Source organism: Thalassiella azotivora (assembly GCF_054781695.1).
The window spans coordinates 66251-90316 of record NZ_BAAGTX010000016.1; the positions used below are offsets into that span (position 1 = coordinate 66251).

General features: G+C 75.1%; 27 protein-coding genes. 12 read left to right on the top strand and 15 right to left on the bottom strand.

The window, feature by feature from the left end; translation table 11 throughout:
• The first annotated feature begins 241 nt into the window (after positions 1–241).
• The 3 genes from ACYVQV_RS12400 to pcaF are packed head-to-tail and all read left to right on the top strand — an operon-like array spanning position 242 to position 3492.
• The gene (locus ACYVQV_RS12400; protein WP_461023604.1) at positions 242–1792 is read left to right on the top strand and encodes a 3-hydroxyacyl-CoA dehydrogenase; all 1551 of its coding nucleotides are present in this window, start codon (positions 242–244) and stop codon (positions 1790–1792) included.
• Between the two features lie 25 nt (positions 1793–1817).
• On the top strand, positions 1818–2237 hold the full coding sequence (gene paaI / locus ACYVQV_RS12405) for a hydroxyphenylacetyl-CoA thioesterase PaaI (protein WP_461023605.1): 420 nt from the start codon (positions 1818–1820) through the stop codon (positions 2235–2237).
• Positions 2238–2268: 31 nt separating this feature from the next.
• Positions 2269–3492 carry a 3-oxoadipyl-CoA thiolase gene (gene pcaF, locus ACYVQV_RS12410; RefSeq protein WP_461023606.1) on the top strand — a complete coding sequence of 408 codons (1224 nt, stop codon included), beginning with the start codon at positions 2269–2271 and terminating at the stop codon, positions 3490–3492.
• A 17-nt stretch (positions 3493–3509) separates the two neighbouring features.
• On the opposite strand, the gene ACYVQV_RS12415 is transcribed toward pcaF, so the two are convergent.
• The 6 genes from ACYVQV_RS12415 to ACYVQV_RS12440 all read right to left on the bottom strand — a co-directional run bounded on the left by ACYVQV_RS12415 (position 3510) and on the right by ACYVQV_RS12440 (position 9351).
• The gene (locus tag ACYVQV_RS12415; protein ID WP_461023607.1) at positions 3510–4646 is read right to left on the bottom strand and encodes an MFS transporter; all 1137 of its coding nucleotides are present in this window, start codon (positions 4644–4646) and stop codon (positions 3510–3512) included.
• Positions 4647–4683: 37 nt separating this feature from the next.
• Entirely contained in the window at positions 4684–5949 is a 1266-nt protein-coding gene (locus tag ACYVQV_RS12420; protein ID WP_461023608.1) for a hypothetical protein, read from the bottom strand.
• Complete coding sequence (locus ACYVQV_RS12425) at positions 5946–6464, bottom strand: SigE family RNA polymerase sigma factor (protein WP_461023609.1); 519 nt, start codon at positions 6462–6464, stop codon at positions 5946–5948. The genes ACYVQV_RS12420 and ACYVQV_RS12425 overlap by 4 nt, the downstream gene beginning before the upstream one ends.
• A 69-nt stretch (positions 6465–6533) precedes the next feature.
• Positions 6534–8141 carry a hypothetical protein gene (locus tag ACYVQV_RS12430; RefSeq protein ID WP_461023610.1) on the bottom strand — a complete coding sequence of 536 codons (1608 nt, stop codon included), beginning with the start codon at positions 8139–8141 and terminating at the stop codon, positions 6534–6536.
• Between the two features lie 23 nt (positions 8142–8164).
• A complete protein-coding gene (locus ACYVQV_RS12435; protein ID WP_461023611.1) occupies positions 8165–8935 on the bottom strand; it encodes a hypothetical protein in 771 nt (256 codons plus the stop codon).
• Positions 8932–9351 (bottom strand): hypothetical protein, encoded by a 420-nt coding sequence (locus ACYVQV_RS12440; RefSeq protein ID WP_461023612.1) that lies wholly within the window; start codon positions 9349–9351, stop codon positions 8932–8934. The genes ACYVQV_RS12435 and ACYVQV_RS12440 overlap by 4 nt, the downstream gene beginning before the upstream one ends.
• Before the next feature lie 244 nt (positions 9352–9595).
• Between ACYVQV_RS12440 and ACYVQV_RS12445 the strand changes: the two genes are divergently transcribed.
• From ACYVQV_RS12445 to ACYVQV_RS12455, 3 genes are all read left to right on the top strand, one after another.
• Entirely contained in the window at positions 9596–10120 is a 525-nt protein-coding gene (locus ACYVQV_RS12445; protein ID WP_461023613.1) for a low molecular weight protein-tyrosine-phosphatase, read from the top strand.
• 107 nt (positions 10121–10227) lie between these two features.
• Positions 10228–10710: a VOC family protein gene (locus ACYVQV_RS12450; protein ID WP_461023614.1), complete on the top strand. Its 483-nt coding sequence runs from the start codon at positions 10228–10230 to the stop codon at positions 10708–10710.
• Positions 10711–10819: 109 nt separating this feature from the next.
• The gene (locus tag ACYVQV_RS12455) at positions 10820–11152 is read left to right on the top strand and encodes a hypothetical protein (RefSeq protein WP_461023615.1); all 333 of its coding nucleotides are present in this window, start codon (positions 10820–10822) and stop codon (positions 11150–11152) included.
• 88 nt (positions 11153–11240) lie between these two features.
• On the opposite strand, the gene ACYVQV_RS12460 is transcribed toward ACYVQV_RS12455, so the two are convergent.
• Together ACYVQV_RS12460 and ACYVQV_RS12465 are read right to left on the bottom strand one after the other, a co-directional pair.
• Positions 11241–11639 carry a hypothetical protein gene (locus tag ACYVQV_RS12460; protein WP_461023616.1) on the bottom strand — a complete coding sequence of 133 codons (399 nt, stop codon included), beginning with the start codon at positions 11637–11639 and terminating at the stop codon, positions 11241–11243.
• Positions 11636–12271 carry a nucleotidyltransferase domain-containing protein gene (locus ACYVQV_RS12465; protein ID WP_461023617.1) on the bottom strand — a complete coding sequence of 212 codons (636 nt, stop codon included), beginning with the start codon at positions 12269–12271 and terminating at the stop codon, positions 11636–11638. Before ACYVQV_RS12465 ends, ACYVQV_RS12460 begins: the two co-directional genes overlap by 4 nt.
• A gap of 168 nt (positions 12272–12439) precedes the next feature.
• Between ACYVQV_RS12465 and ACYVQV_RS12470 the strand changes: the two genes are divergently transcribed.
• A complete protein-coding gene (locus tag ACYVQV_RS12470; protein WP_461023618.1) occupies positions 12440–13618 on the top strand; it encodes an FAD-dependent oxidoreductase in 1179 nt (392 codons plus the stop codon).
• A 24-nt stretch (positions 13619–13642) separates the two neighbouring features.
• Here ACYVQV_RS12470 and ACYVQV_RS12475 read toward each other — a convergent pair whose 3' ends face one another.
• The 6 genes from ACYVQV_RS12475 to ACYVQV_RS12500 form a co-directional block, all read right to left on the bottom strand.
• Complete coding sequence (locus tag ACYVQV_RS12475) at positions 13643–15016, bottom strand: NAD(P)(+) transhydrogenase (Re/Si-specific) subunit beta (protein WP_461023619.1); 1374 nt, start codon at positions 15014–15016, stop codon at positions 13643–13645.
• A complete protein-coding gene (locus ACYVQV_RS12480; RefSeq protein ID WP_461023620.1) occupies positions 15013–15321 on the bottom strand; it encodes an NAD(P) transhydrogenase subunit alpha part 2 in 309 nt (102 codons plus the stop codon). Before ACYVQV_RS12480 ends, ACYVQV_RS12475 begins: the two co-directional genes overlap by 4 nt.
• Positions 15321–16526 carry a Re/Si-specific NAD(P)(+) transhydrogenase subunit alpha gene (locus tag ACYVQV_RS12485; protein WP_461023621.1) on the bottom strand — a complete coding sequence of 402 codons (1206 nt, stop codon included), beginning with the start codon at positions 16524–16526 and terminating at the stop codon, positions 15321–15323. The genes ACYVQV_RS12480 and ACYVQV_RS12485 overlap by 1 nt, the downstream gene beginning before the upstream one ends.
• A 64-nt stretch (positions 16527–16590) precedes the next feature.
• Positions 16591–17520, bottom strand: a complete 930-nt coding sequence (locus ACYVQV_RS12490) for a hypothetical protein (RefSeq protein ID WP_461023622.1) — start codon at positions 17518–17520, stop codon at positions 16591–16593.
• Between the two features lie 208 nt (positions 17521–17728).
• Complete coding sequence (locus tag ACYVQV_RS12495; RefSeq protein ID WP_461023623.1) at positions 17729–18193, bottom strand: SRPBCC family protein; 465 nt, start codon at positions 18191–18193, stop codon at positions 17729–17731.
• A gap of 101 nt (positions 18194–18294) precedes the next feature.
• Positions 18295–18585, bottom strand: a complete 291-nt coding sequence (locus ACYVQV_RS12500) for a hypothetical protein (RefSeq protein WP_461023624.1) — start codon at positions 18583–18585, stop codon at positions 18295–18297.
• A gap of 36 nt (positions 18586–18621) precedes the next feature.
• Here ACYVQV_RS12500 and ACYVQV_RS12505 point away from each other — a divergent pair, with 36 nt between their 5' ends.
• Both ACYVQV_RS12505 and ACYVQV_RS12510 read left to right on the top strand, forming a co-directional pair.
• A complete protein-coding gene (locus ACYVQV_RS12505; RefSeq protein ID WP_461023625.1) occupies positions 18622–19593 on the top strand; it encodes an EamA family transporter in 972 nt (323 codons plus the stop codon).
• Between the two features lie 29 nt (positions 19594–19622).
• Positions 19623–20216 carry a molybdenum cofactor biosysynthesis protein gene (locus tag ACYVQV_RS12510; protein ID WP_461023626.1) on the top strand — a complete coding sequence of 198 codons (594 nt, stop codon included), beginning with the start codon at positions 19623–19625 and terminating at the stop codon, positions 20214–20216.
• Between the two features lie 83 nt (positions 20217–20299).
• Here the strand turns inward: ACYVQV_RS12510 and ACYVQV_RS12515 are convergent, their stop codons facing one another.
• Complete coding sequence (locus ACYVQV_RS12515; protein WP_461023627.1) at positions 20300–20629, bottom strand: hypothetical protein; 330 nt, start codon at positions 20627–20629, stop codon at positions 20300–20302.
• 272 nt (positions 20630–20901) lie between these two features.
• Here ACYVQV_RS12515 and ACYVQV_RS12520 point away from each other — a divergent pair, with 272 nt between their 5' ends.
• From ACYVQV_RS12520 to ACYVQV_RS12530, 3 genes are all read left to right on the top strand, one after another.
• Positions 20902–21711 carry a VOC family protein gene (locus ACYVQV_RS12520; protein ID WP_461023628.1) on the top strand — a complete coding sequence of 270 codons (810 nt, stop codon included), beginning with the start codon at positions 20902–20904 and terminating at the stop codon, positions 21709–21711.
• 114 nt (positions 21712–21825) lie between these two features.
• Positions 21826–23253 carry an adenylosuccinate lyase gene (gene purB / locus ACYVQV_RS12525; RefSeq protein WP_461023629.1) on the top strand — a complete coding sequence of 476 codons (1428 nt, stop codon included), beginning with the start codon at positions 21826–21828 and terminating at the stop codon, positions 23251–23253.
• 16 nt (positions 23254–23269) lie between these two features.
• Positions 23270–24061 carry a CPBP family intramembrane glutamic endopeptidase gene (locus ACYVQV_RS12530; protein ID WP_461023630.1) on the top strand — a complete coding sequence of 264 codons (792 nt, stop codon included), beginning with the start codon at positions 23270–23272 and terminating at the stop codon, positions 24059–24061.
• The last annotated feature ends 5 nt before the right edge of the window (positions 24062–24066 follow it).

The window sequence follows — 24066 nt, forward strand, 5'->3', positions numbered from 1 at the left end:
CGTCGTCACGCCAGCCACGATGCCACAGCGGCCGAGAGCCGCGAAGCCGCGTACGTGAGGTAGGTGACAGTCCTGCACTTCCTGCACTCGGAGTGCATACAGTCGGAGGTGGGGCTCCGGCTCGTGCCTGCGCCCGTCAAGGTGTGACACCCTGGCGCTCGACGACGCGCCGGTGAAACGTCCGCGGCCGGCTTCGAGCCGCGACCCGGCAGATCCGCGCCAGACCACCCGGAGGCACCGCGTGACCGCGCAGACCGACAGCGCACGGAACGAGTCCGCCATCACCGTCGCGGTCGTCGGGGCGGGCACGATGGGCGCGGGCATCGCCGAGGTCGCCGCCCGGGCGGGTCACCCGGTGCTGCTGCTCGACCAGGCCGTCGGCGCAGCGGGCGCGGCGGTCGAGGCGATGCGGGTCCGGCTGGACCGGGACGTCGAGAAGGGCCGGTTGGACGCCGACACGGCGCGGGCCGTCGCCGACCGGGTCACCGTCACCGGCGAGGTCGCCGACCTCGCACCCGCAGGGCTCGTCGTCGAGGCGATCGTCGAGCGGCTCGACGCCAAGCGTGCGCTGTTCGCCGAGGTCGAGCGCGTCGTCGCCCCCGACTGCGTGCTGGCCACGAACACCTCGTCCCTGTCGGTGACGGCCGTGGCCGCCGGGCTCGAGCGGCCCGAGCGGGTCGTCGGACTGCACTTCTTCAACCCCGCGCAGCGGATGCGACTGGTCGAGGTCGTCCGCGGTGAGGACACCGCCCCCGACGTCGTCGACACCGCCCTCGACCTCGCCCGGTCGTGGGGCAAGACGCCCGTGACGTGCTCCTCCACCCCCGGGTTCGTCGTCAACCGGGTGGCCCGGCCGTACTACGGGGAGGCGCACCGCCTCGTCGAGGAGGGCGTCACCGACCCGGCGACGGTCGACGCGCTGCTCAAGGAGGCCGGCGGCTTCCCGATGGGACCGTTCGAGCTCACCGACCTCGTCGGCCAGGACGTCAACCTCGCCGTGTCCCGCTCCGTGTGGGACCTGACGTTCCACGACCCCCGGTACGCCCCGACCGTCTTCCAGCAGCGGCTCGTCGACGCCGGCCGGTACGGCCGCAAGACCGGCCGCGGCGTGTACGCCTACGACGGCTCCGCCGAGCGGCCCGAACCGCGCACCGAGCCCGACCGGCCCGCGCCGTCGGAGGTGCGCGTCTCGGCGTCCCTGGACTTCGGCCACGCCATCGCCTTCCTCGACCGCGCCCGCGCGGGAGGCGTCGCGTTCAGCGCGACCGACGACGAGGACGACGAGCCCGGGGTCGTCCTGCCCAGCGGCGGCGTCCTGCGCCTGACCGACGGGACCACGGCGCTGTCGTGGTCCGCGGACGACGTGACCGGCGTCGTCCTCATGGACTGGGTCCGCGACCCGGCCACCTGCACGCGGGTCGCGCTCGCGGCCGCGCCCGGCTGCCCCGACACGGTCCTCGCCGAGGCGGTCGGCCTGTGCCAGGCGGCGGGCGCCGCGGTGACCGTCCTCCCCGACACCCCCGGCCTGGTCGTCGCCCGCACCGTGTCGATGCTCGTCAACGAGGCCGCGGACCTCGTCGCGCGCGGCGAGGCGAGCGCTGCCGACGTCGACACCGCCATGCGGCTCGGCACCGGCTACCCGCTGGGGCCGCTGGAGTGGGGCGACCTCGTCGGCGCCGAGTGGGTCGAGTCGGTGCTCGGCGTCCTCGACCGCACCGTGACCACGGGCCGCTACCGGGTCGCCCCCGCCGTGCGGACCGCCGCGCTGACCGGCCGCAGCCTGCTGGGCTGACCGACCGACGGGACTGGAGGACGCCGTGAGCGAGGGAGCCGTCGCGCCGTGGGCGGCACGGATGTGGTCCGAGGACGTCGCCAGCCGCGCCCTCGGCATGGAGCTCCTGCACGCCTCCGGCGGTCGCTCGGTGCTGCGGCTGCGGGTGCGCGACGACATGGTCCAGGGCCACGGCAGCTGCCACGGCGGGATGCTGTTCACCCTCGCCGACTCCGCGTTCGCCTTCGCCTGCAACGGCCCCGGGGAGACCGTGGTCGGCGCGTCCGCGGACATCACCTGGGTGGCCCCGGCCCAGGCCGGTGACGTGCTGCTCGCCGTCGGCGAGCAGGAGACCCGGTACGGCCGCAACGGCGTGACCCGCGTACGGATCACCCGTGAGCCGGACGGCGAGCTGGTCGCCCTGTTCCAGGGCCGCTCGCGCGCCCTGCCCTCCCCCTCCTCGTGAGGCCGCCCTTTCCACCCCGACTGGAGAAGCGATGACCGCCCTCGACCCCCGCGCCGCCTACCTCGTCACCGGCGTCCGCACCCCGATCGGCCGGTACGCCGGCGCGCTGGCCGCCGTCCGCCCCGACGACCTGGCCGCCCTCGTGCTGCGCACGGTCGTCGAGCGCGTCGACGCCCTCGCTTCGGGCGACGTCACCGTCGACGAGGTGGTCCTCGGCTGCGCGAACCAGGCCGGCGAGGACAACCGCAACGTCGCGCGGATGGCCGCGCTGCTCGCCGGGCTCGGCGAGCAGGTCCCCGGGCACACGGTGAACCGGCTGTGCGCGTCCGGCCTGGACGCCGTCGCCGCCGCGGCCCGGCTGGTCCGCACCGGCGAGGCGGACGTCGTCCTCGCCGGCGGTGTGGAGTCGATGAGCCGGGCGCCGTTCGTGCTGCCGAAGGCCGGCAGCGCCTACGACCGGTCCGCGGAGATCTTCGACACCACGATCGGCTGGCGGTTCGTCAACCCGGCGATGCGCGAGCAGTACGGCACCGACTCGATGCCGGAGACCGCCGAGAACGTCGCCGACGACTTCTCCGTGTCCCGCGCCGACCAGGACGCGTTCGCGCTGCGCTCCCAGGAGCGGACGGCGAAGGCCCAGGCGAGCGGCCGGCTCGCCGAGGAGATCGTCCCCGTCCCCGTGCCGCAGCGGCGGGGGGAGCCGGTCGTCGTCGACACCGACGAGCACCCCCGCGAGACGTCGCTGGAGGCCCTCGGCCGGCTGCGGCCGATCGTCCGTCCCGACGGGACGGTCACCGCCGGCAACGCGTCCGGCGTCAACGACGGTGCCGCCGCCGTCCTCGTCGCGAGCGGCGAGGCGTGTACGCGCAACGGCTGGACGCCGCTCGCGCGCGTCTCCGGCGGGGCGTCCGCCGGGGTGCCGCCGCGCACGATGGGGATCGGTCCCGTGCCCGCCACGCAGAAGCTGCTCGCCCGCCACGGGCTCGCGGTCGACGACCTCGGTGTCGTCGAGCTCAACGAGGCGTTCGCGGCGCAGGCGCTCGCCACCCTGCGGCAGCTCGGCATTGCCGACGACGCCGAGCACGTCAACCCGCACGGCGGGGCGATCGCCCTCGGGCACCCGCTCGGGATGAGCGGCGCCCGTCTCGCGCTCACCGCCGCGATCGAGCTGGCTCAAAGGGACGCCGCCCACGCCGTCGCGACGATGTGCGTCGGCGTCGGGCAGGGCGCCGCCCTGCTGCTGCAGCGCCCCTGAGGGTCGACCAGTGGGGTTCAGGGGCGCCGCCGCCGCAGGAGGGGCAGCACGCCGACGGCGGTGACGGCGGCCGCGAGCGCCAGGACGGTCGGCAGCCCGAGGTCGGGGACGAGGGCCCCCACCCCGGCGGGGGTGGCGATCGAGGTGACCGCACCGATGACCAGCGAGATCGTGAACGCGTCGCCGGGTCGGTCCGGGACGACCTGCGCCGTCCAGATCGCCAGCAACGACGACCCGACCATGTACCCCATGCCCAGCAGGACCGCGGACCCCAGGGCCACCGGGAGGGAGCCGCTCCCGGCGGCGAGGAGCAGCAGGGCGCCCGCGACCACCCACACGCTCGCGACCCCCACGCGCGGTGCCCCCACCGCGAGGGTCAGCCGGCCCGTGCGCAACGCCACGAGCCCGCCGACGCCGATGAGCGCGAACAGCAGCGGCGCCGCGGACGGGGCGAGGCCACCGCCGCGGGCGGCCTCGCTGGCGTACGTGAAGTAGACGGTGATGCCGGCGAAGTACAGGACGGCGTAGCCGAGCGGCGGGGCCATCTCCCGTCGCCACGGTGAACGCGGTCCCGTGCCCTCGGCCTCGGTGACGGGACCCAGGCGGGGGACGACGCGCAGGTTCACCAGCGCAGCGACCGCGGCGGACACCGCGATCCCCGCCCACGTCCACCGCCAGGACGTCAGCGTCCCCGCCAGCCCGAGCGCGGCGAGCCCTACCAGCCCGAGGCTGGTCCCGGTGGTGATGACGGCGAGGAGGGTCGGCTGGTGCCGGCGCTGCACGAGACGGGTCACGATGTCGGAGTACGGCGCCCACACCCAGCCGGCGGCACTGCCTGCGAGCACCGCCCCCGCGGTGAGGACCGCCGGGGTGGGCGCGAGCGCCACCGTCGTCGCCCCCAGGACCCCGCACACCCCACCCACCGTGGTCGGCGCCCGCGGGCCCCGGCGCCTGGACAGGCGCGGCGCGGACACCAACCCGACGAGGTAGCCGACGAACGTGCCGCTGGCGACCAGCCCCAGCACCAGCTCGGACAGGCCGAATTCCGTGCGCACGTCCGGCAGCGTCAGCCCGTAGGCGTAGCGCGCCATGCCGAACGCCACTCCGACGACCGCCGCGCCCCCGGCGCCGACACCGACCGTCCCTCTGTCCACACCGCACCCTGTCACGCGGCATCCGACGGTCGCCCGGTCAGGGCGAGACGGCCACGCGCTGCACCCCGCCGGGCAGACCGGTCAGCGGCACGCCCCTGTCCTCGTCGGCCCACCGGAGGCGCACCACCGGGTCACCACCCCCGGTCCGCTCGGTGACGTACAGGAGCACGTCCCGGCCGCGGACGACGGACCGCACCGTCCGCCCCTCGGCGGGCGTGACGAGCGTCTCGAGGACCCGCCCGTCGCGCAGGTCGACCCGGACCCCCCGGGCTCCCGGACCGCTCTCCCCCGCACGGGCCGCCAGCACGGCCACGGCGTCCTGCTCACCCGCGCTGGCCGCACCGCGCAACCGCTCGAGCCGCCCGTCGGCGACGGCGACGCTCGCCGTGAGGACGTCGTCGGGGCCCCACCAGCCGTCGCCGGCGCCCGCGGGGACCATCAGCAGCCCGGACCCCTCGTCGTCGCTCTGCGCAGCGAGGGTCACCACGAGGTCGCCCGTGTCCCCGGCGAACGCCAGGTCGGTCACCGAGGTCCCGGTGAACGCCGCCTCGTCGTCCGCGGGGGAGCCCGCCGGACGGCTCGGGTCCTGCAGCCGGGCCCGGCCGGGACCGACGACGACGCCGTCGAGCGGTGCCACGGTCAGGGTGGTGTTGCCCTCGTACGCGTCGTCCGCCCACGCGACCTGCGTGCCGTCCGGCCGCAGCGCCACGGTCGCCGGGTCGGTCCCGGCCGCGGGCACGTCCACGCCCTCGACGCTCCCCGGGGCGTAGCAGGTGAGCCGGCGCTCGGCGTCGAGCGACTCGGCGCCCGGACCGCGCACCCACACGACGCACGCCACGGGGTCCGCCCCGCCGGTGACGGCGACGTCCCCGGCGGTCGCCGGGGTGAACGGGGGAGCGAGCTCGCGGGTGGCCTCCAGGTCGGCGCCGCCGGGAGGCAGCGCGCCGACGACAACCGCGTCCTGCGCTGCCGCCACCACCGTCACACCGTCCGCCCCGGGGGGACCGGTGGGCCCCGCGGTGGGTTCCTCACCCGGTTCGGACGGGGACGGCTCGGGTGCCGGCTCCTGCGTCACGGAGGGCCCAGGCGCGGCGGGTGGCGCGTCCTGCCACGGCAGCACCAGCAGCCCACCGGTCAGGACGGCGGCGGCCGCCACGGTCACCGACCCGGCCCACGCCGCGCGGCGCACCGTCCGGCGGCGACGGCCGGCGCGCAGCGCCTCGCGGACGATCGCGGGGTCGGCCTCCGGCGCCTGCGTGCCGTGCAGCAGACCGCGCAGCTGGTCCGCGTCGTCGATCCTCATCGCGTCCTCCTCGCCCGCTCGTGCTGGTCGGGGCCCGTCGCCCCGGCGGTCGAACCGTCCTGCCGCAGCCGGGCGAGGGCACGGGACGCGGTCGACTTGACCGTCCCGACCGACACCCCGAGGTCCGCGGCCACCTGCTGCTCGGTGAGGTCGGCGTAGTAGCGCAGCACCACCACGCTGCGCTCGCGGGGCGTCAGGGACGCCAGCGCACGCACGACCTCGTCGCGCGCGTCGACCGTCGGGACGCCACCGGACGACGCCGCCGCCTCGGGCACGTCACCGGGCAGGTGCTCGCGGCGGCGCCGGCGCCAGCCGTCCACGGACAGGTTGGTGAGAATCCGCCGCGTGTAGGCCAGCTCCTCGCCGCGCCGCACCCGCGACCAGCGCACGTACGTCCGTACGAGCGCCTCCTGGACCAGGTCCTCGGCGGTGTGCCTGTCGCCGGTGAGCAGCCACGCGGTGTGCATCAGGTGCGCGCGCGTCCCGTCGGCGAACGCGACGAACTCGTCGTCCACGGTGTACCCCCTTCTCTGCCCGTAGTACGGACCAGCGACCCGGAAGGTTGAGTCCCGGCAGCGTCCCCGTCAGGGAACCACCCGCCTGACCTCGTACTCGGTGGCGACCACCAGGGCACCGTCGGTGTCCAGGAACGGGGCGGCGGCCTCCCGCCACGCGACGACGGAGTCGTCGCTCGAGGCGTCGACGGCCCGGGCGGTGTCCAGGTAGTGCTCGATCCGGTGCGCCGCGAACGGGTCGACGCGCATCGACGCGTCGAAGCCGTCGACCCCTGTCACCGGGTCGAGCAGGTCCCGCCGGACCGTCGTCCACCCGGTGTGGTCGGGGTTGCGGCGCCCGTCAGCGGCGACCGTCAGGTCCTGCTCGTGCTCGACGGACAGGACGGGGACGTCGGGCGGCAGGTCGCGCTCACCGACCGGTGACCCCAGGGTCAGGACGGCCTGCACGTCGTACCGGGCCCGGAACGACTCGTCGGCGGCGAGCTGGGTCGCGACGAGACCCCCCTGGCTGTACCCGCTGAGCATGACGGGGGCACCGGCGGGCACCTCGGCCTGCTCCAGCGCGGTCCGCACCGCATCCAGGGAGGCGTTCGGCAGGCCACCGTGGGAGCGGACGTTCGTGGAGCCGTCGAAGGCCACCGGCCCCCCGCGCACCGTCCAGTCCTGGGTCGGTGGGACGTACACCGACCAGACGGTGCCCGAACCCCGGGACACCTGCTCGACCCGCACCCGGTCCGGGACGTGCGGCACCCCGACGGCCGGACCCCCGGAGGCGTACCTGGCCAGACGGTCCACGGCCCCGGCGACCCCCTGACCGCGAGCCGGCGGAGGCGGCTCGGCCACCGGGGCCACCCGCACCGGCCCGTCGACGAACGCCGGGGCGACCGCGCCGAGGCCGGCGACCAGCGCGGTCACGTCGCCCACGTCCCGCGGCGGCCACCACCGGTGCTCCTCGTCGCCGAGCAGGCGGCCGGCCGGGCCCAGCGGACCGGACAGGCCCTCCAGCACCCCGGGGACGGCGCCGACCAGGGACTCCGCGGCGTCGGGGTGGCGGGCCAGCCACAGCGTCCCCTCGTGCCGCACGGCGTCGACGTCGTCCAGGAGCACGTCGCCGTGCCCTCGGACGAACCGGACCCACCGGTCGTCGAGACTGCTCCAGCGGAAGCGACCGGAGGCGGCGTCCAGCACGAGGACCTCGGCCTCGCGCAGGGCCAGCGGCGCCGCGCGGTACGTCCCCCAGACGGCGAGGACCGCGCAGCCGGCCACGACGAGCCACGGCGCGGTGGCGTCGAGTCCCGCGCGCAGGGACGCGCCCACCACCACCGCGCCCTCGTGCCGCAGCCGTGCCGCGGCGGCCGTCGCCGCGACGTCCGCCTCCCGGTACAGGGTCGCCGCCACCCGCACCCGGCCGCCGAGACCCACCAGGCCGGCCGAGGCGGCGCCGAGGCCACGCGGTCCACCGGCCAGGGGCAGCAGCTCGCGCTGCACCCGGGCGAAGCCCGTCGGGTGCACGGGCGCCGTCGCGAGCAGCGCCGGTGAGACCAGCACCGTCCCGACCGTGGCGGCGACCACGGCCAGGTCGGCCCCGACCCCGGCCAGGCGGTCCGCTGCCGAGCACATGGCGTCCAGGTCACCGGCGAGCCCGCCGGCACCGCCGCTCACCTCGAACCCGCTCACCGCGGACGTGGGCCGCGCCGCGGTCACCGGGACGCCCCCGTCGCGTCCAGGGCCAGGGCGCTCGACAGGTCGGCGCGGAGCAGGGCCGCGTCCACCGGGGCGAACGACACGGTCTCCGCACCGCCTGGCCGGACCCGCCACCAACCGTCCCCGTCGTCCCACCAGGTGTCGACCTCCGTGGTCCGTGACGTGCGCACCGTCAGCCACAGCGTCCGGGCCGTCGGGGCACCCGCCGCGGCGACGTCCACGGCCGGACGACGGTGCGGACGACCCGCCGCGGGACGCTCCCCACCCGGTACGCACGCCGCGACGTCACCGGGCAGGTGGGCCACGGGGTAGCCGGCCAGCTCCACCGGCTCGGCCGCCCGCTCGCCGCCGTCCGGGGACCGCTGGACCACCCGGGTCAGGCGAGCCGCGACGCCACCCACCGCGGCGGCGTCCGTCATCCACTGCCGCGACCCCGGGCCCTCCCCCGGGCCGCAGGCCGGACCGCCCCGAGCCGCCGCGGCCGGGTCCTCGTGGACCCTCAGCACGACGCGCACCGCCGCGGCGCCGAGCAGCCGCAGCAGCCCGGCCGTCAGCGGGCACACCGCGACCCGCCCGCCGTCCTCGACGAGCAGACCGGCCTCGCGCAGGCACGTCACGTCGTCCGGTCCGCCCCGATCCGCACCGCGCGGACCGGGCCGGAAGCCCTCGGGCAGCCGCAGGTCCGGCGCGGACCGGCCGAGCGCCGCGAGCTGGCCCACGGTGAGCCGGCGCCGGTACACCGGCCCCGCGCCCGGTCGGCCCGTCACGACCCACCCCCTCGGACCGCGACACCGCGCACACCCAGGCCGCGCCCCTCGCCCGAGACGGCGTCGCGCGCCGCGTCGGCCAGGACGTCGCCCGTGACCTGCGCCGCCGCACGCAGCGCAGCGACCCGCTCGTCCACCCCGGCCGCGTGCCGCGCCAGCTCGCCGGCGGCGTCCAGCAGCGCGAGGTGGCACGCCTCCAGGTGCTGCACCCGCTGCGCCAGCTCGCCGCGGAACGCGTCCGCCGCCACCGACCGCCAGTCCACCCCCTGCGTCGCGCGGGCCCGCGTCGCCGCGTCGGCGACGTCCTCGGCGAGGACCCGCACCCGGCGCGCGAGGTCCCGGACCTCCTCCCCGGCTCCCGCCGACCCCACCGCCAGCGCGGCGGACCCGTCCTCGCCGCTCCCGTCCCTTCCCACGTGCCCTCCTCCTCGTCGACCGGCCCACTCCTCGACCGGCCCACTCCTCGTCGACCGGCTCAGGACGCTAGGAACGGGCGCGGGCCACCGGGCGGCTCGAGCCGGCCACGTGTGGACGACGCACCGGCGCGCGGGACGCTGTGGACGCCTCGTCGCGCACGAGGCGTCGCCGGTCACGGGACCGGACCCGGTGGTCCCCCGGCCGGACGTTCCGTCGCCGGGGCGGATGAGCCACCATGGGCGCGTGCCGCCGAACGCCCCGACCCCGGACGACCCGCTCGTGGTGACGTTCGTGTGCACCGGGAACATCTGCCGCTCGCCCATCGCCGAGCACGTCCTCGCCCACGCGCTGCGCGAGGAGGGCCTCGACGACCGGGTGCGGGTGGACTCGGCGGGGCTGGGCGACTGGCACGTCGGTGAGAAGGCCGACCCCCGGGCGCGCGCCGTCCTGCGCTCCGGTGGGTTCGACGGCGACGGCCACCGGGCCCGCCAGCTCGACCCGGGCGAGCTGGCGAGCGCCGACCTGGTCGTGGCCCTCGACGCCGGTCACGAGGGCGTCCTGCGCGCCTACGCCCGCACCGACGCGCACAAGGCGAAGGTCCGGCTGCTGCGCTCCTTCGACCCCCAGGCCGGTGACGACCTCGACGTCGCCGACCCGTACTACGGGGACGACGCCGGGTTCGACACGACCCTGGCGCAGGTGCGTGCCGCCGTCCCCGGCCTGCTCGCGTGGGTGCGTGCGGCGCTGGACGACCGAGAGGACCGGTAGGACCGTCGGGCCGAAGGGGCCGGCGGGACCGATGACTGCGCGACGCCGCGGCGGTCTGACCCTCACCTGACCGGCCGACGGGGCCGGCTCGCGACCAGGGAGCAGTCATGGCCACCCCCCAGAAGATCACCCCGTGCCTGTGGTTCGACGGCCAGGCCGAGGAGGCCGCCGGCTTCTACACCTCGCTGTTCAAGGACTCCCGCATCGTGGAGGTCAGCCGGTACGGCCCCGACATGCCGATGCCCGAGGGCACCGTGCTGACGGTGGCGTTCGAGCTGCAGGGGCAGCGGTTCACCGCGCTCAACGGCGGCCCGCAGTTCCCGTTCACCGAGGCCATCTCCCTGCAGGTCGACTGCGAGGACCAGGCCGAGGCCGACTACTTCTGGGACGCCCTGACCGACGGCGGCGAGGAGAGCATGTGCGGGTGGCTGAAGGACCGCTTCGGCGTCTCCTGGCAGATCATCCCCCGCGAGTTCACCGAGATCATGGGCGATCCCGACCCGGCCCGGGTGCAGCGGGCGACCGCCGCGATGATGACGATGCGCAGGCTGGACGTCGCCGAGCTGCGCCGCGCCGCCGACGGCGGCTGACCGCCGTCCACCGGACGGTCGACGCGCCCGTCCGCCGAGGGGCGGGTTCACGGCCGTCCGCGCGGCTGGCGCGTTGACGGTAGGAGCAGTCGGCTGCTGGAGTGCGCCCGTGACCCACTCTCCCGGAGCCGGCGCGCCCGCGAAGGACCCCAGGAACCCGCTCGGCGGTCTGCTGCGACGTCACCGCGTCCTGGCCGGCTGCGTGGGCGCCGCCCTGGCCGCGGCGCTCGCCGTGACGTGGGCGTTCGTCATCCCCGCCGAGGCGCAGGACGCGGACGGCGTGCGGTGGCTCGCCCTGCGCTGGGGCCACTCCGCGTGCTGGGCGCTGCTCGCGCTCGCCGCCGCCCTGTTCGCCGCCCGGGCGCCCCGGCGGGCGGTGGACGTCGCCGCGTGGGCGGGCCTGGCCTGCTACGTCGCGTTCCTTGCGGCGCTTGCGCTCTGACGGCCTGCACGCGACCCGACCCGGACGTGTCGCCGTACCGCGACACTGCGGCGGTGTCGCCGTACGACGACACCGTCGTAGCCGGAGCTCATCGGCAGCGGCGGGTCGCCTCGTCGACGAGCACCACGGCATCGCGGAGCGCGACCAGGCGGTCCTTGTCGTCGAGGATCCGCTCGCCGTAGTGACTGGCGGGCTTGAACGCCACCAGCCGCCTCAGGCGCCGGCCGAGGTTGCGGTCGACGCGTTCCAGGAGCTCGGCCGCTGCCGCGTGGTCCGGTCCGGCGTATCGCTCACCCGTCGCGGAGAGGCAGATGGAGTCGCCGGCAGCGATCCCCGCGAGCACCGCCAGTCCGACGCACACGTTGACCGCCGCGCCGTCCTCCGCCGCCACCAGCTCCGCCACGTCCCGGTACGCGCGCGCCACGTCCCGGCGTGCACGCGCCTGGGCGACGTCGCCTTGTCTGGTGCGCAGCTTCTTCGGTGTCACCTCGGCGTCCGGTCCCCGGTCGGGAGCAGCGCGCGGACGGGTACCCCGTGCACGTCGACCGCGTCCTTCGACCACGTCCGGACGATCGCTTCTCCCGAACGGTGCAGCGCGGTCAGCCGCTCAGGGCTGAGGACGAGCACCTCCAAACGGTTACCGCTGGCGGCCAGTACGGCGTCCTCGAGATCCCGGATCTGCTGAGACCACCCCGCATCGTGGACGTCCGTGCCGTCCGGGACGACGAGCATCAGGTCGATGTCGCTGTCTGCGTCCGCCTCGCGGCGGGCGAAGGACCCGAAGACCGAGGCGTGCACCGGCGCCGGGGACAACGCGCCGACCGCCTCCGCCAGGATCCGCAGAACGGCATCCCGCGCCGCTGCGGCCCCGAGCACGGCAGGAGCCAGGACGTGTGCCCGGTTCAACCTGTACAGCACCCCGAGGTTGCCCGGCTGCGTGATGACGAGGCCGTGGTCGACCAGTCGCTCCAGGACGGGGCGCTGTCCGGTCCGCGTTCCGCGGGACGACAGGCGCGCGATCTGCGTCGCGCTCAGGGCCGACTCCGTGCCTGCCAGCACCTCGAGCACCGCTGAGTCCAGGCCGGGCGAGAGCGTGCGGAGCGGTGATCGGAGGTCCATGGGGCCCAGAGTGCAAGTACTTCTTCCCGATGGCAAGTATTACGACACATTGGCAAGTATTTCGACGTCCGGCAGGCTGCTTGCGTCGAGCACGGACTGCTCGGCACGCCCGACCCGGTAGGTCAGCGCCGCCGGGTGGGATGCGCTCCCGGCACGTACCGTCGACGGATGGCCGACCACCGCGTCCTCGTCGTCGGCGGCGGCAACGCCGGTGTCTCCCTGGCCGCACGGCTGCTGCGGGACGGCGTCCGGGACGTGGCGCTGGTCGAGTCGCAGTCGGTCCATCGCTACCGGCCGCTGCTGAACTACGTCGGCGCGGGTGAGGCCGCGATGTCCGACCTCGAGAGGCCGGCGCAGCGCGTCGTCCCCGACAGGTGCACGTCGATCCGCGCCGAGGTCGTCGCCGCCGACCCGGCGGCACCCGCCGTGGTCACCAGGGACGGACGGCGGATCACCGCCGAGGCGCTCGTCGTGTGCCCCGGCCTCGACGAGGACTGGGACGCCACCCCGGGTCTGCGCGACGCGTACGCCGCCGGGTGGGCGGCGTCCACCTTCGACGACGACACCGTGGCCGGTGTGTGGCCCACCCTGAGCGGCCTGACGTCCGGACGGGTGCTCTTCACGGTCCCTCCGGAGCCGGCACCGTGCGGCGCCACCGCGCTCAAGCCGCTGTTCATGGCCTGCGACCACTGGCGGCGCACGGGCGTGCTGGACGACGTCGACGTCCACCTCGCGCTGCCGGGACCCAGCCCGATCGGGCTGAGCCGTCCCGACGAGGTGCTGGAACGGGAGCTCGCCGGCTACGGCGTGCGCGTCCACCGGGAGGCGCGCGTCACCCGGCTGGCCGACCGCGGCGTCACCCTCGCGACGTCCGCCGGTGAGGTCGAGCTGGACGACCTGGCCTTCGCGCACGTGGTGCCGCACTACCGCGCACCGCGCTGGGTCACCGAGTCGGGGCTCTCCGGCGAGCACGCTGCCGGCCTGGTGGACGTCGACCCGCTGACCCTGCGGCACCGCCGCCACCCGGCGGTGTGGTCGCTGGGGGACGTCGCCGACGTCGCGACCCGGCCCAGCGGCGGCGCGCTGCGCCGGCAGGTCCCCGTCGTCGCGCACAACCTCGTGGCGGCCCGGCACGGCCTCACGCTGCAGCACTACGACGGCTACACGGTCATGCCGATCACCACGGCCCGGCACCGGTTGCTGCTGGTCGAGGTCGACCGGGACGGTCGGCCGCAACCGTCCGTGCCGTTCGTCGACCTGGTGCGCCCGCGGCGGACCACGTGGTGGGTGGACCGCTACGCGCTGCCGCAGACCTACTGGCGCCGCATCCTGCGCGGCCGGATCTGACGGCTCGACCGGGGCGCCGCAGCCTCAGAGGCCCTTGACGGCCGCCAGCACCTTCGTCAGCGACTCCTTGGCGTCGCCGAACAGCAGGGTGGTCCTCGGGTCGTACAGCAGCTCGTTCTCGATCCCGGCGAACCCGGGTCGCATGGACCGCTTGAGGAAGACGACCTGCTGGGCGTCGGACACCTCGAGGATCGGCATGCCGTAGATCGGTGCGCCCGGTGACGTCTTCGCCGCGGGGTTCACCACGTCGTTGGCGCCGACGACGAGCGCGACGTCCGCCGTCCGCATCCGCGGGTTCACCTCGTCCATCTCGGCGAGCGACTCGTACGGGACGTTCGCCTCGGCGAGCAGGACGTTCATGTGCCCCGGCATCCGGCCCGCGACGGGGTGGATGCCGTAGACCACCTCGGTGCCGCGGGACTCCAGGGCGTCGGCGAGCTCGGCCATCGTGTGCTGGGCCTGCGCGACGGCCAGCCCGTACCCGGGGACGACGACCACGCGGTTGGCGTACCCGAGCAGGATCGCGACGTCCTCCGGGGACGACGAGCGCACCGGCCGGTCGGACACCGCCGTGGACCCGGCGGTCGACCCGCCCTTGAGGGCGCCGAAGAGGATGCCGCCGACGCTGCGGCCCATCGCGGACGCCATCGCCCGGGTGAGGATGGTGCCGCTCGCCCCGACGAGGGTGCCGGCGACGAGCAGCAGCACGTTCTCCAGCACGAACCCGGACGCCGCGACCGTGAGCCCGGTGAACGCGTTGAGCAGGGAGATGACGATCGGGACGTCGGCCCCGCCGACGGGCAGCACCAGCAGCACGCCCGCGGCGAGCCCCACGACGAGCAGCAGCACCGCCGCCCACACCGCCCCGGTCGCGACGACCACCCCGCCGAGCACGAGACCCGCGACCAGCGCACCGCCCATCAGCCACCGCTGGCCGGGCAGCACCACGGGCCGGGTGGTCATCAGCTCCTGCAGCTTGGCGAACGTCACGCACGACCCGGAGAACGACACCGCCCCGACGAGCACGGTGAACGCCACGGCCAGGAGCGTCCCGGCACCCTCGGCGTGCCCGAGCTCGAGCAGCGCCACGAGGGCCGCCGCGCCGCCGCCGACCCCGTTGAACAGCGCGACGAGCTGCGGCATCGCCGTCATCTGCACCCGACGGGCCGCGGGCACGGCGAGCGCCGTGCCGAGGGCGATGGCGACGAGGATCGCGGCGAGGTTGTCGACGTCCGTGGACAGGAAGACCGTGGCGACGGCGACGAGCGCGCCGAGCGCGCCGACGAGGTTGCCGCGCCGCGCCGTCCGGGGAGAGCTCAGCCCCTTGAGCGCCAGGATGAAGCAGACGGCGGCCGCCAGGTACAGCAGCGCGGTCCAGGTGGGGGACAGGACGTTCACGCCTCACCGTCCTTGGTCGCGCGCTGCGGTTGGCGGCCGCGGAACATGTGCAGCATCCGGTCGGTGACGACGAACCCGCCGACGAGGTTCACGGTCGCCAGCACCACGGCGAGCAGGGCGACGAGCAGGACGGGCGTCGACTCGGCCTGGCCGGCGACGAGCACCGCGCCGACGAGGATGATCCCGTGGATGGCGTTCGCGCCGGACATCAACGGGGTGTGCAGGGTCGAGGACACCTTGGAGACGACCTCGAAGCCGACGAAGACCGACAGCACGAAGATGGTGAGCAGCGTGACGCCGTCCATCAGGCGGTCCCCTCCTCGGCCGGCGGCCCGGACGGCGGCTCGGACGGCGGCTCGCCGGGCAGCTCGGCCGGCGGCTCCAGCAGCGCGGCGGTCGGGCCGTGCCGCACCTGCCCGGCGTGCGTCAGGCACGACCCGGCGACGACCTCGTCGGCCAGGTCCGGGACGACCTGGCCGTCGCTGGTCATGAGCAGCAGCAGGTTCGCGACGTTCTTCGCGTACAGCCGGGAGGCGTCCACGGGCATCGTCGACGCGGCGTCCTTCATCCCCACGAGCGTCACCGCGCCGCCGTCGGGCAGCGGCACGAGCAGGTCCTCGCCGGCGACGGAGCCCTCGACGTTGCCGCCGGACTCGGCGGCCAGGTCGACGACGACCGACCCGGGCCGCATGCCGGTGAGCATCGGCGCGGTCACGAGCACGGGAGCGGCCCGGCCGGGGACGGCGGCGGTGGTGATGACGACGTCGGCGTCCGCGACGTGCGGGGCGAGCAGCTCGCGCTGGCGGGCGGCGCGGTCCTCGGACATCTCCCGGGCGTACCCACCGGAGCCCTCGACCGCCTCCAGCCCGAGGTCGACGAAGGTGGCGCCCATCGAACGCACCTCGTCCGCCGACGCCGGGCGGACGTCGTAGCCGGACACCCGGGCGCCGAGCCGCTTGGCCGTGGCGATCGCCTGCAGCCCCGCCACGCCGGCGCCGAGGACGAGCACCCGGGCGGGCGGGACCGTGCCCGCCGCGGTCATGAACAGGGGCAGGAAGCGCGGGAGACGCATCGCCGCCTCCAGCGCGCAGCGGTAGCCGGCGACGAGCGCCTGCGACGTCAGCGCGTCCATCGACTGGGCCCGGGAGATCCGCGGCACCAGCTCCATCGCGAACGACGTCACCCGCGCGTCGCGCAGGGCGGCCACGGTGTGCAGCTCGGACGCCGGCGACGCGAACCCGATGGTCAGCGACCCGGGGCGCAGCTTCTCCGGCACCCGCGGGTGCAGGGGCCGCACGTGCAGCAGCACGTCGACGGCGGCGGCGTCCACGGCGTCGACGACCTGCGCCCCGGCGTCCGTGTACGCGGTGTCCGGGATGCTCGCGTGCACCCCGGCGCCGGCCTGGACGACGACGTCGAGGCCCGCGTCGACCAGCTGCGCGGCGGTCTCGGGCGTGACGGCGACCCGGCGCTCGCCGGGAACGGTCTCGGCGGGGACGGCGACCCTCACGCGGTGAACCTAGTGGCTGGAGCGTCGCGGGTGTGGGACGACGCGGCGGGTGCGGGCGGGTCGGTCAGGAGGCGTCGTCCAGGGCGTCGTGCAGGGTCGCGCGGACGGCGTCGTGGACGCGGCCGGCGAGGTCGTCGTGCTCGGCGAGCAGCTCGGCCTCCTTCTCGTGCTTGACCTCCTGGTAGGCGGGGACGACGTGCTCGGACTGGCAGGTCCAGTCGGCCTCGGCGGTGGCGAGCTCCTCGGCGTGCAGGGCCTGGGCGTCCGGGCTGTCCGGCGCGACGTCCGCGTCGTAGAGCGGCTGCGCCCGCCCGGACAGCTCGGCCGGTGGCTGCTCCGTGCTGATCACGGGGTAGCCGGCGTCCTGCATGCACTCCACCCAGGCGTCGAGACCCGCGGAGACCCGCCCGTCGGTCCAGATCTCGTCGTACAGGTCGCGGGTGAGGTCGTCGAGCTCCGCGAGGTCGTCGGCGGGGAGCACGTCCTGCCGCGCCTGCTCGACGCAACCGGAGAGCGCGTCCTCGAACGCGTCGGCCCGCTCGTCGTCCAGGCCGTCGCGGTAGCGGGTCAGGTCGTCTGTGACGGGTTCGGGCGCCAGCCCGACGAGCGCGGAGGTGACGCCGTACCCGTGGGTGCCGCGGAACGCCGGGTCGGCCAGCGGGGTGCCGTAGGCCAGCTCGTACCCGTCCGTGGTGAGCTCGGCGGGGTCCGGGTCGGGCAGGTCGACGTCGTGGCCTGCGTCGGCCAGGCAGGACTCGGCGCCCTCCTGCTGCAGCTCCTCGAGGCGGACGCGGGCCTGCACCCAGTCCGTGCCGCCGGTGCGGACGTCCGCCACGGGGCCGAACTCGGACGACTGCGCGGGGTCGTCCGGGTCCGGGGCGGTCCAGGTGGACCCGCCGTCGTCCGCGCACCCGGCGAGCAGCGTCACCGCGAGGGTCGCGGCGCCGAGCGCGGCACCGCCGGGACGGCGCAGCGGGATCGGTCGAGTGGGCACGGGCGCTCCTCCGGTCGGCGGACGCAGAGAAACTAGCGCTGATCGTTTCCCGCCGGAAGCCCCGGCGTCCTGCCGATCCCCCACCCGAGCTCCACCCGGAACCGCAAGATCGTCAGACGCTGGTGGTCGTGATGGCGACCAGGAACGTCTGACGATCTTGCGAGGGGGTGCTCGCGCGGTGCGTGCTCGCGAGGCAGGCGGTGCCCGGTCAGGCGTCCGGGCGGTCCACGTCTCCGCGCCAGGCGCCGGTCTCGGACCCTCGGGACTCGATGAAGGCCTTGAAGCGCTTCGTGTCGGCCTTCACCCGGTGGTCGTCCACGCCGACGGCCGCGCCGACCTTCTCCTTGAGGTCGCTCGGCTCCCAGTCGATCTGGACCATCACCCGGGTCTGGGTGTCGCTGAGCCGGTGGAAGGTGACGACGCCGGCGTGCTTCGTGTCGCCGTCCACGGTCGTCCACGCGATGCGCTCGTCCGGGTGCTGCTCGGTGATCTCGGTGTCGAACTCGCGGGTCACGCCGCCGACCTTCGTCACCCAGTGGTTGCGCGTCTGCGTGACCTGGGTGATCGACTCGACGCCGTCCATGAACTGGGGGAAGGACTCGAACTGCGTCCACTGGTCGTACGCGGTGCGCACGGGGACGTCGACGTCCACGGACTCCTGGACCTGGGCCACGTCGGTCTCGCTCTCACTCGGGGTCGTCCGGTCCCCTCCTGCCTAACGGCGTACGGGCCGGTCCGCCACCCGAGCGGGACCGGGACGTCGCCGCCGACCGCTCACACCGAGCGCGGCGGCACGCGTCCCTCCCCGAGGTCGGTGACCTCGTGCACGGCGAGCAGCACGCCCTGCTGCTGCAGGGTCATGACGTCGTCGCGGCGCCGGCCGGTGACGCAAACGCGCCGACCGACGAGCTGCCGGTGGGCCCCGCCGAGCTGGTACACGACCCCGTCCTCGCCCTCGAGGACGACGGACCCGTGCTCGACGCCCTCGACGACGGACCCCGTGAAGGTCTGCGGACGCAGGGTGTCCTCGCCGGGCAGCTGGGAGGGGTCCTTCGGGATGTCCATGTCCCCACCGTAGGTGCCGCCGCTACTCTCCGCGGCGTGAGCATTCATCCGACGACTCGCCCGGTGGTGGGTCTGGTCGCGGCCGCGGCGGCCGCGCTGCTGTTCGGCGTCAACGGCACCGTCAGCAAGCTCGCCCTGTCGTCGGACCTGACCTCGCTGCGCCTGGTGGAGATCCGCTCCGCCGGGGCGGCGCTGTGCCTGATGGCGTTCCTGCTGCTGACGAACCCGCGCAGCCTGCGGGTCGGACGGCGCGAGCTCGGCTTCCTGCTCGTCGCCGGGGTGATCGGCATCGCCCTGGTGCAGTGGTTCTACTTCGTGGCGATCGAGCGGCTGCCCGTCGGCATCGCCCTGCTGCTGGAGTACCTCGCGCCCGTCATGGTCGCCCTGTGGGTGCGGTTCGTCCGCAAGGAGCAGCTGCGGGCCCGGGTGTGGTGGGCCCTGGGGCTGTGCGTGCTCGGCCTGGCCGTCGTCGCGCAGGTGTGGGACGGGTTGACCCTGGACGGGGTCGGGGTGCTCGCCGGGGTGGCCGCGGCGGTGTGCCTGGCCGCCTACTACCTGACCGGCGAGCACGGGCTGCGGGACCGGGACGCCCTGAGCCTGGCGGCCTGGGTCTTCACCTCCGCGGCCCTGTTCTGGTCGGTGCTGCAGCCGTGGTGGTCGTTCCCGTTCGACGTGCTCGCGGACGACGTCCCGCTCGCCGGCCCGTTCGACGGCACCGCCGCGCCGCTGTGGGCGCTGGTCCTGTGGGTGGTCGTGCTCGGCACCGTCGCCCCCTACGCGCTGGTCCTGGTGTCCATCCGCGAGCTCGGGTCCGCGCGCACCGGTCTGCTGGGGATGGCGGAGCCGGTGCTCGCCGGGCTGGTCGCGTGGGTGGTGCTGTCCGAGGCGCTGAACGTCCCGCAGCTGCTCGGTGCGGCGATCGTGCTGACCGGGATCGTGCTCGCCGAGACGTCCCGTCGCCGGCCCACGGGGGCGGAGGGTCAGCTCCCGGAGGGCGTCGCGCCGTGACGGCCGGGCCCGGGTGCGATGCTCGGGTGGTGGACGACCCGGACGTCGAGCTGCCTCACGCGGACCCCGTCGAGGTCGTCGCGCTGATCGTGTCACCCGGCCACAACTACTGGTTCCACGGGCGACCGGAGGACGGCGTCGGGCCGCACCCGACGTCCTACCCGGCGTCCGTGCGCGTCGAGGCCGGCCGGGGCGTGGTGGGTGACCGCTTCCACGGCCGTGCGGGCCGGCTGAAGTCGGCCATGACCCTGGTCGCCGCGGAGGCGCTCGAGGCGGTCACCGCCGAGCTGGGTCTGGCGGCAGCGCTCGACCCGCGGCTGACCCGCCGGACCGTCGTCCTGCGCGCCGCCGACCTCAACGCCCTGCGCCACCAGCGGTTCACGCTGGAGCAGGGCGGCGTCCGTCTGGGGTTCGACGCCGGCGGCGAGTGCTCACCGTGCCCGTGGATGGACGCCGTCCTCGCCCCGGGTGCCCGGGACGCGATGCGTGGGCGCGGCGGCCTGCGGGTGATGCCGCTGACCGACGCGGTGCTGGAGGTCGGCCCCGCGGTGCTGCGCTCCCCCGTGCCGCTCGACCCGCGTCGCGCGGGCAGCCGGGTGGGAAGGTCGGCTCCCCTGCCCTGACCCCCGCGGCAGGCGGCAGCGGACGACGGCGAGGGCACGCCGGTCGTGACGCGTGCCCTCGCCGGGTCCTCGGTGGTGTGGGCTCAGAAGATGCGTCCGCAGCCGTGGCCGTACCAGCCCCACGGGTGGCTGCTGTGGTCGTGCGTGACGCACACCGTGCCCGTGTAGCGCCCGTACACGTGCTTGACCCCGCCCGAGCAGCTGTAGAAGGTCATCGTCCTCGCGATCGGACCCTCCCACTTCTGGCCGTAGTAGTGGCAGCTGTAGGCCGTGAACTTGTTCGTCGTGATCCTGAACTCGCCACCCCCGCCACCGTCGACCGTCGACGCGGTCGCGGCGCCGGGGGCGGTGAGGGCCAGTGCCGACACGGCGACGGCGGCAGCGAGGGCACGGACGCCCTTGACTCGGGACATGGGTGGGACCTCCTTGAGCCCGCGCACGACGGCGACGGGACGGTGAACCGACGCGGGGGCACGACGTCCTCCCCCGGGCGCGCAGGTTAGCCACCCTGCGGCGGACGTCCGGCTCGCTGTCCACAGGCTCCACCGGGTGCCGGTGACCGCGACGTCAGCGGCGCGTCTGCGCCACCTCGCGCGACTGTCGGACCCCGGTGCCAGGGTGGTTCACCCGGGGCGACCGTGGGTGCCGCTCCGTCAGGGGCAGGACGGACGTGGGAGGACGAGAGATGAGCATCCGGCACGAGTCGTGGCCGCCGGGCACACCGGCGTGGGTGGACCTGATGGTCCCCGACCTGCAGCGCGCGAGGGAGTTCTACGGCGAGCTGCTCGGGTGGGAGGTGCCGGAGGGGTCGCCCGAGTTCGGCAACTACACCTCCGCGCTCGTCGGCGGGGAGGCGGTCGCCGGGCTCGGCGAGGGGCCGCCCGGGGGTGAGGGGCCACCCTCCCAGTGGACGACGTACCTGGCGGTGGAGTCGGTCGACGACGCCTGCGCCGGGCTGAAGGTCAACGGCGGTCAGGTCCTGATGGAGCCGATGACCGTCGGGGACTTCGGCCGGATGGCCGTCGCCGTGGACCCGGCGGGCGCCGTGTTCGGGATGTGGCAGTCCGGCACGCACACCGGCGCGAACCGGGTCAACGAGCCGGGCGGCGTCGTGTGGAACGAGGTCCTGACGGGGGACGACGACCGCGCCCGGCGGTTCTACGCCGAGGTGTTCGGCTGGTCCTACGACGACATGAGCGGGGACGGGTTCACCTACGCGACGTTCTCCGTGCCCGGCGGCGAGCAGCCCGGCGGGGGGATCGGCTCGCTGACCGCCGACATGAGCGGTCCCGACTCCGGCCCGCACTGGGCGACGTACTTCGCCGTGGCGGACTGCGACGGGACGGTCGCGCGGGTCGCACCGCTGGGTGGTGCCGTGCTGAAGGAGCCGTTCGACACCGAGTACGGCCGCGCGGCGATGGTGCGCGGCCCGTTCGGGGAGGTCTTCTGCCTCATGGGCGTCGGGGGGCAGCCGGCCGACCAGCCGACCGCCTGACCGCGCGACGGGGGCCGCAGGACGACGCCGTACGGCGACCCGGACGCCGCGGCCCTCGTGCGGGGAGGCCGAGGGACGGACCGTCGTCGTCACGGGGTCTGGGACGATGACCCCGTGACGACGACGCCCTCCCCCGAAGCCGCCACCACCACGCTCGCCGACGCCGGCATCCCGCTCGGGGCTCTCGACGGCCGGTACCGCGCCGTGGTGGCCCCGCTCGTGGAGCACCTGTCCGAGGCGGCGCTCAACCGCGAGCGGGTCCGGGTGGAGGTCGAGTGGCTGCTGCACCTGACCCGGCACCAGGTCGTGCCCGGCGCACCGACGCCGTCGGCGGAGGACGCGGACGCCCTGCGTGCGGTGGTCGACGGCTTCGACGCGGCCGACGTCGCCGAGCTCGGCGCGATCGAGCGGGAGACCGCCCACGACGTCAAGGCCGTCGAGTACTTCCTCAAGCGGCGGCTGGCCGGCACCGGTCTGGAGGGTGCGTCGGAGCTGGTGCACTTCTGCTGCACCAGCGAGGACGTCAACAACCTGTCGTACGCGCTGATGGTGCGTGGCGCCGTCCGGCAGGTGTGGCTGCCCGCGGCCCGCGCGCTCGTCGACCAGCTCACCGACCTGGCCGTCACCCACCGCGACCAGCCGATGCTGTCGCGCACCCACGGCCAGCCCGCGACCCCGACGACGCTCGGCAAGGAGCTGGCGGTGCTCGCGCACCGGCTGCGGCGGCAGGTCACGCGGATCGAGGGCGCCGAGTACCTCGGCAAGCTCAACGGCGCCACCGGCACGTACGGTGCGCACGTCGCCGCCGTCCCCGGCGCGGACTGGGTGCAGGTGTCCCGGGCGTTCGTCGAGGGCCTCGGCCTCACGTGGAACCCGCTGACCACGCAGATCGAGTCGCACGACTGGCAGGCCGAGCTGTACAGCGACGTCGCCCGGTTCAACCGGGTGCTGCACAACCTGTGCACCGACGTGTGGACGTACATCTCCCTCGGCTTCTTCGCCCAGCGGCTCGGCGCCCACGGCTCCACCGGCTCGTCGACGATGCCGCACAAGGTGAACCCGATCCGGTTCGAGAACGCCGAGGCGAACCTCGAGGTGTCCTGCGCGCTGCTCGACGTGCTGTGCACGACGCTCGTCACCAGCCGGATGCAGCGGGACCTCACCGACTCCTCGATGCAGCGCAACATCGGGACGGCGTTCGGCCACTCGCTGCTGGCGATCGACAACGTCCGGCGCGGCCTGGCCGGCCTCGACGTCGACCCGACGGCGCTGGAGCGGGACCTCGACAGCAATTGGGAGGTCCTCGGCGAACCCGTCCAGTCGGCGATGCGCGCCGCCGGGGTCGCGGGCGCCACCGGTATGGAGAACCCGTACGAGCGGCTCAAGGAGCTCACCCGCGGCCGCAGGGTCGACGGGCCCGCGATGCGCGAGTTCATCCGCGGGCTCGGCCTGCCCGCCGACGTCGAGGAGCGGCTCGTCGCGCTCAGCCCCGCGACCTACACGGGGCTCGCGTCGCAGCTCGTCGACCTGCTGGAGCGCTGAGCCGTACGGTGACCCGATGACCGACCCGGCCGGACGTGACCCGGTCGCGTCGGCGCACCCGGTGCCCCTGACCGCTCGCCGCGTGCGCGCCGAGGTGCTCATCGTCCTCGGTCTGTCGCTCGGGTCGTCCGCCGTCTACTCGGTGATCAGCCTGGTCGCCAAGCTGACGCAGGGGCCGCTCAACCAGCAGACCGCCACCCTCAACGCCTCCCGCAGCCCGCGGGAGTACCTCGACCTGACCTACCAGCTCGTCGGCATCACCTTCGCGCTCGTCCCCGTGGCGCTCGCGCTGTTCCTGCTGTCCCAGCACGGTCCGGGGGTGCTGCGCCGTCTCGGCCTGGACCACCGCCGCCCGGTGTTCGACGTGCTGCTCGGCCTCGGGCTCGCCGGGTCGATCGGGCTGCCCGGTCTGGCCCTGTACCTGCTCGGGCGTCAGATCGGGATCACCGCCACCGTCGTCCCGTCCGCCCTGGACACGTACTGGTGGACGGTCCCGGTGCTGCTGCTCTCGGCGGTGAAGAACGCCGTCCTCGAGGAGGTCGTCGCCGTCGGGTACCTGATGGAGCGGCTGCCCCGGCTCGGTTGGTCGCCCGTCGCCGTGGTCGCCGCGAGCGCCGTCCTGCGGGGGGCGTACCACCTGTACCAGGGCTTCGGCGCGTTCGTCGGCAACGTCGTCATGGGCGTGGTGTTCGCGGAGGTCTACCGGCGCACCCGGCGGGTGATGCCGCTGGTCGTCGCCCACACCGTCATCGACGTCGTCGCGTTCGTCGGGTACGCCCTGCTCAAGGACGTGCTCGGGCTGCCCTGAGCGAG

Excerpts from the sequence above, each read along its gene's own strand:
- pcaF (WP_461023606.1), top strand. The coding sequence starts at position 2,269 with ATGACCGCCCTCGACCCCCGCGCCGCCTACCTCGTCACCGGCGTCCGC.
- ACYVQV_RS12420 (WP_461023608.1), bottom strand. The coding sequence starts at position 5,949 with ATGAGGATCGACGACGCGGACCAGCTGCGCGGTCTGCTGCACGGCACG.
- ACYVQV_RS12450 (WP_461023614.1), top strand. The coding sequence starts at position 10,228 with ATGGCCACCCCCCAGAAGATCACCCCGTGCCTGTGGTTCGACGGCCAG.
- ACYVQV_RS12465 (WP_461023617.1), bottom strand. The coding sequence starts at position 12,271 with ATGGACCTCCGATCACCGCTCCGCACGCTCTCGCCCGGCCTGGACTCA.
- ACYVQV_RS12470 (WP_461023618.1), top strand. The coding sequence starts at position 12,440 with ATGGCCGACCACCGCGTCCTCGTCGTCGGCGGCGGCAACGCCGGTGTC.
- ACYVQV_RS12480 (WP_461023620.1), bottom strand. The coding sequence starts at position 15,321 with ATGGACGGCGTCACGCTGCTCACCATCTTCGTGCTGTCGGTCTTCGTC.
- ACYVQV_RS12500 (WP_461023624.1), bottom strand. The coding sequence starts at position 18,585 with ATGGACATCCCGAAGGACCCCTCCCAGCTGCCCGGCGAGGACACCCTG.
- ACYVQV_RS12515 (WP_461023627.1), bottom strand. The coding sequence starts at position 20,629 with ATGTCCCGAGTCAAGGGCGTCCGTGCCCTCGCTGCCGCCGTCGCCGTG.
- ACYVQV_RS12520 (WP_461023628.1), top strand. The coding sequence starts at position 20,902 with ATGAGCATCCGGCACGAGTCGTGGCCGCCGGGCACACCGGCGTGGGTG.
- ACYVQV_RS12530 (WP_461023630.1), top strand. The coding sequence starts at position 23,270 with ATGACCGACCCGGCCGGACGTGACCCGGTCGCGTCGGCGCACCCGGTG.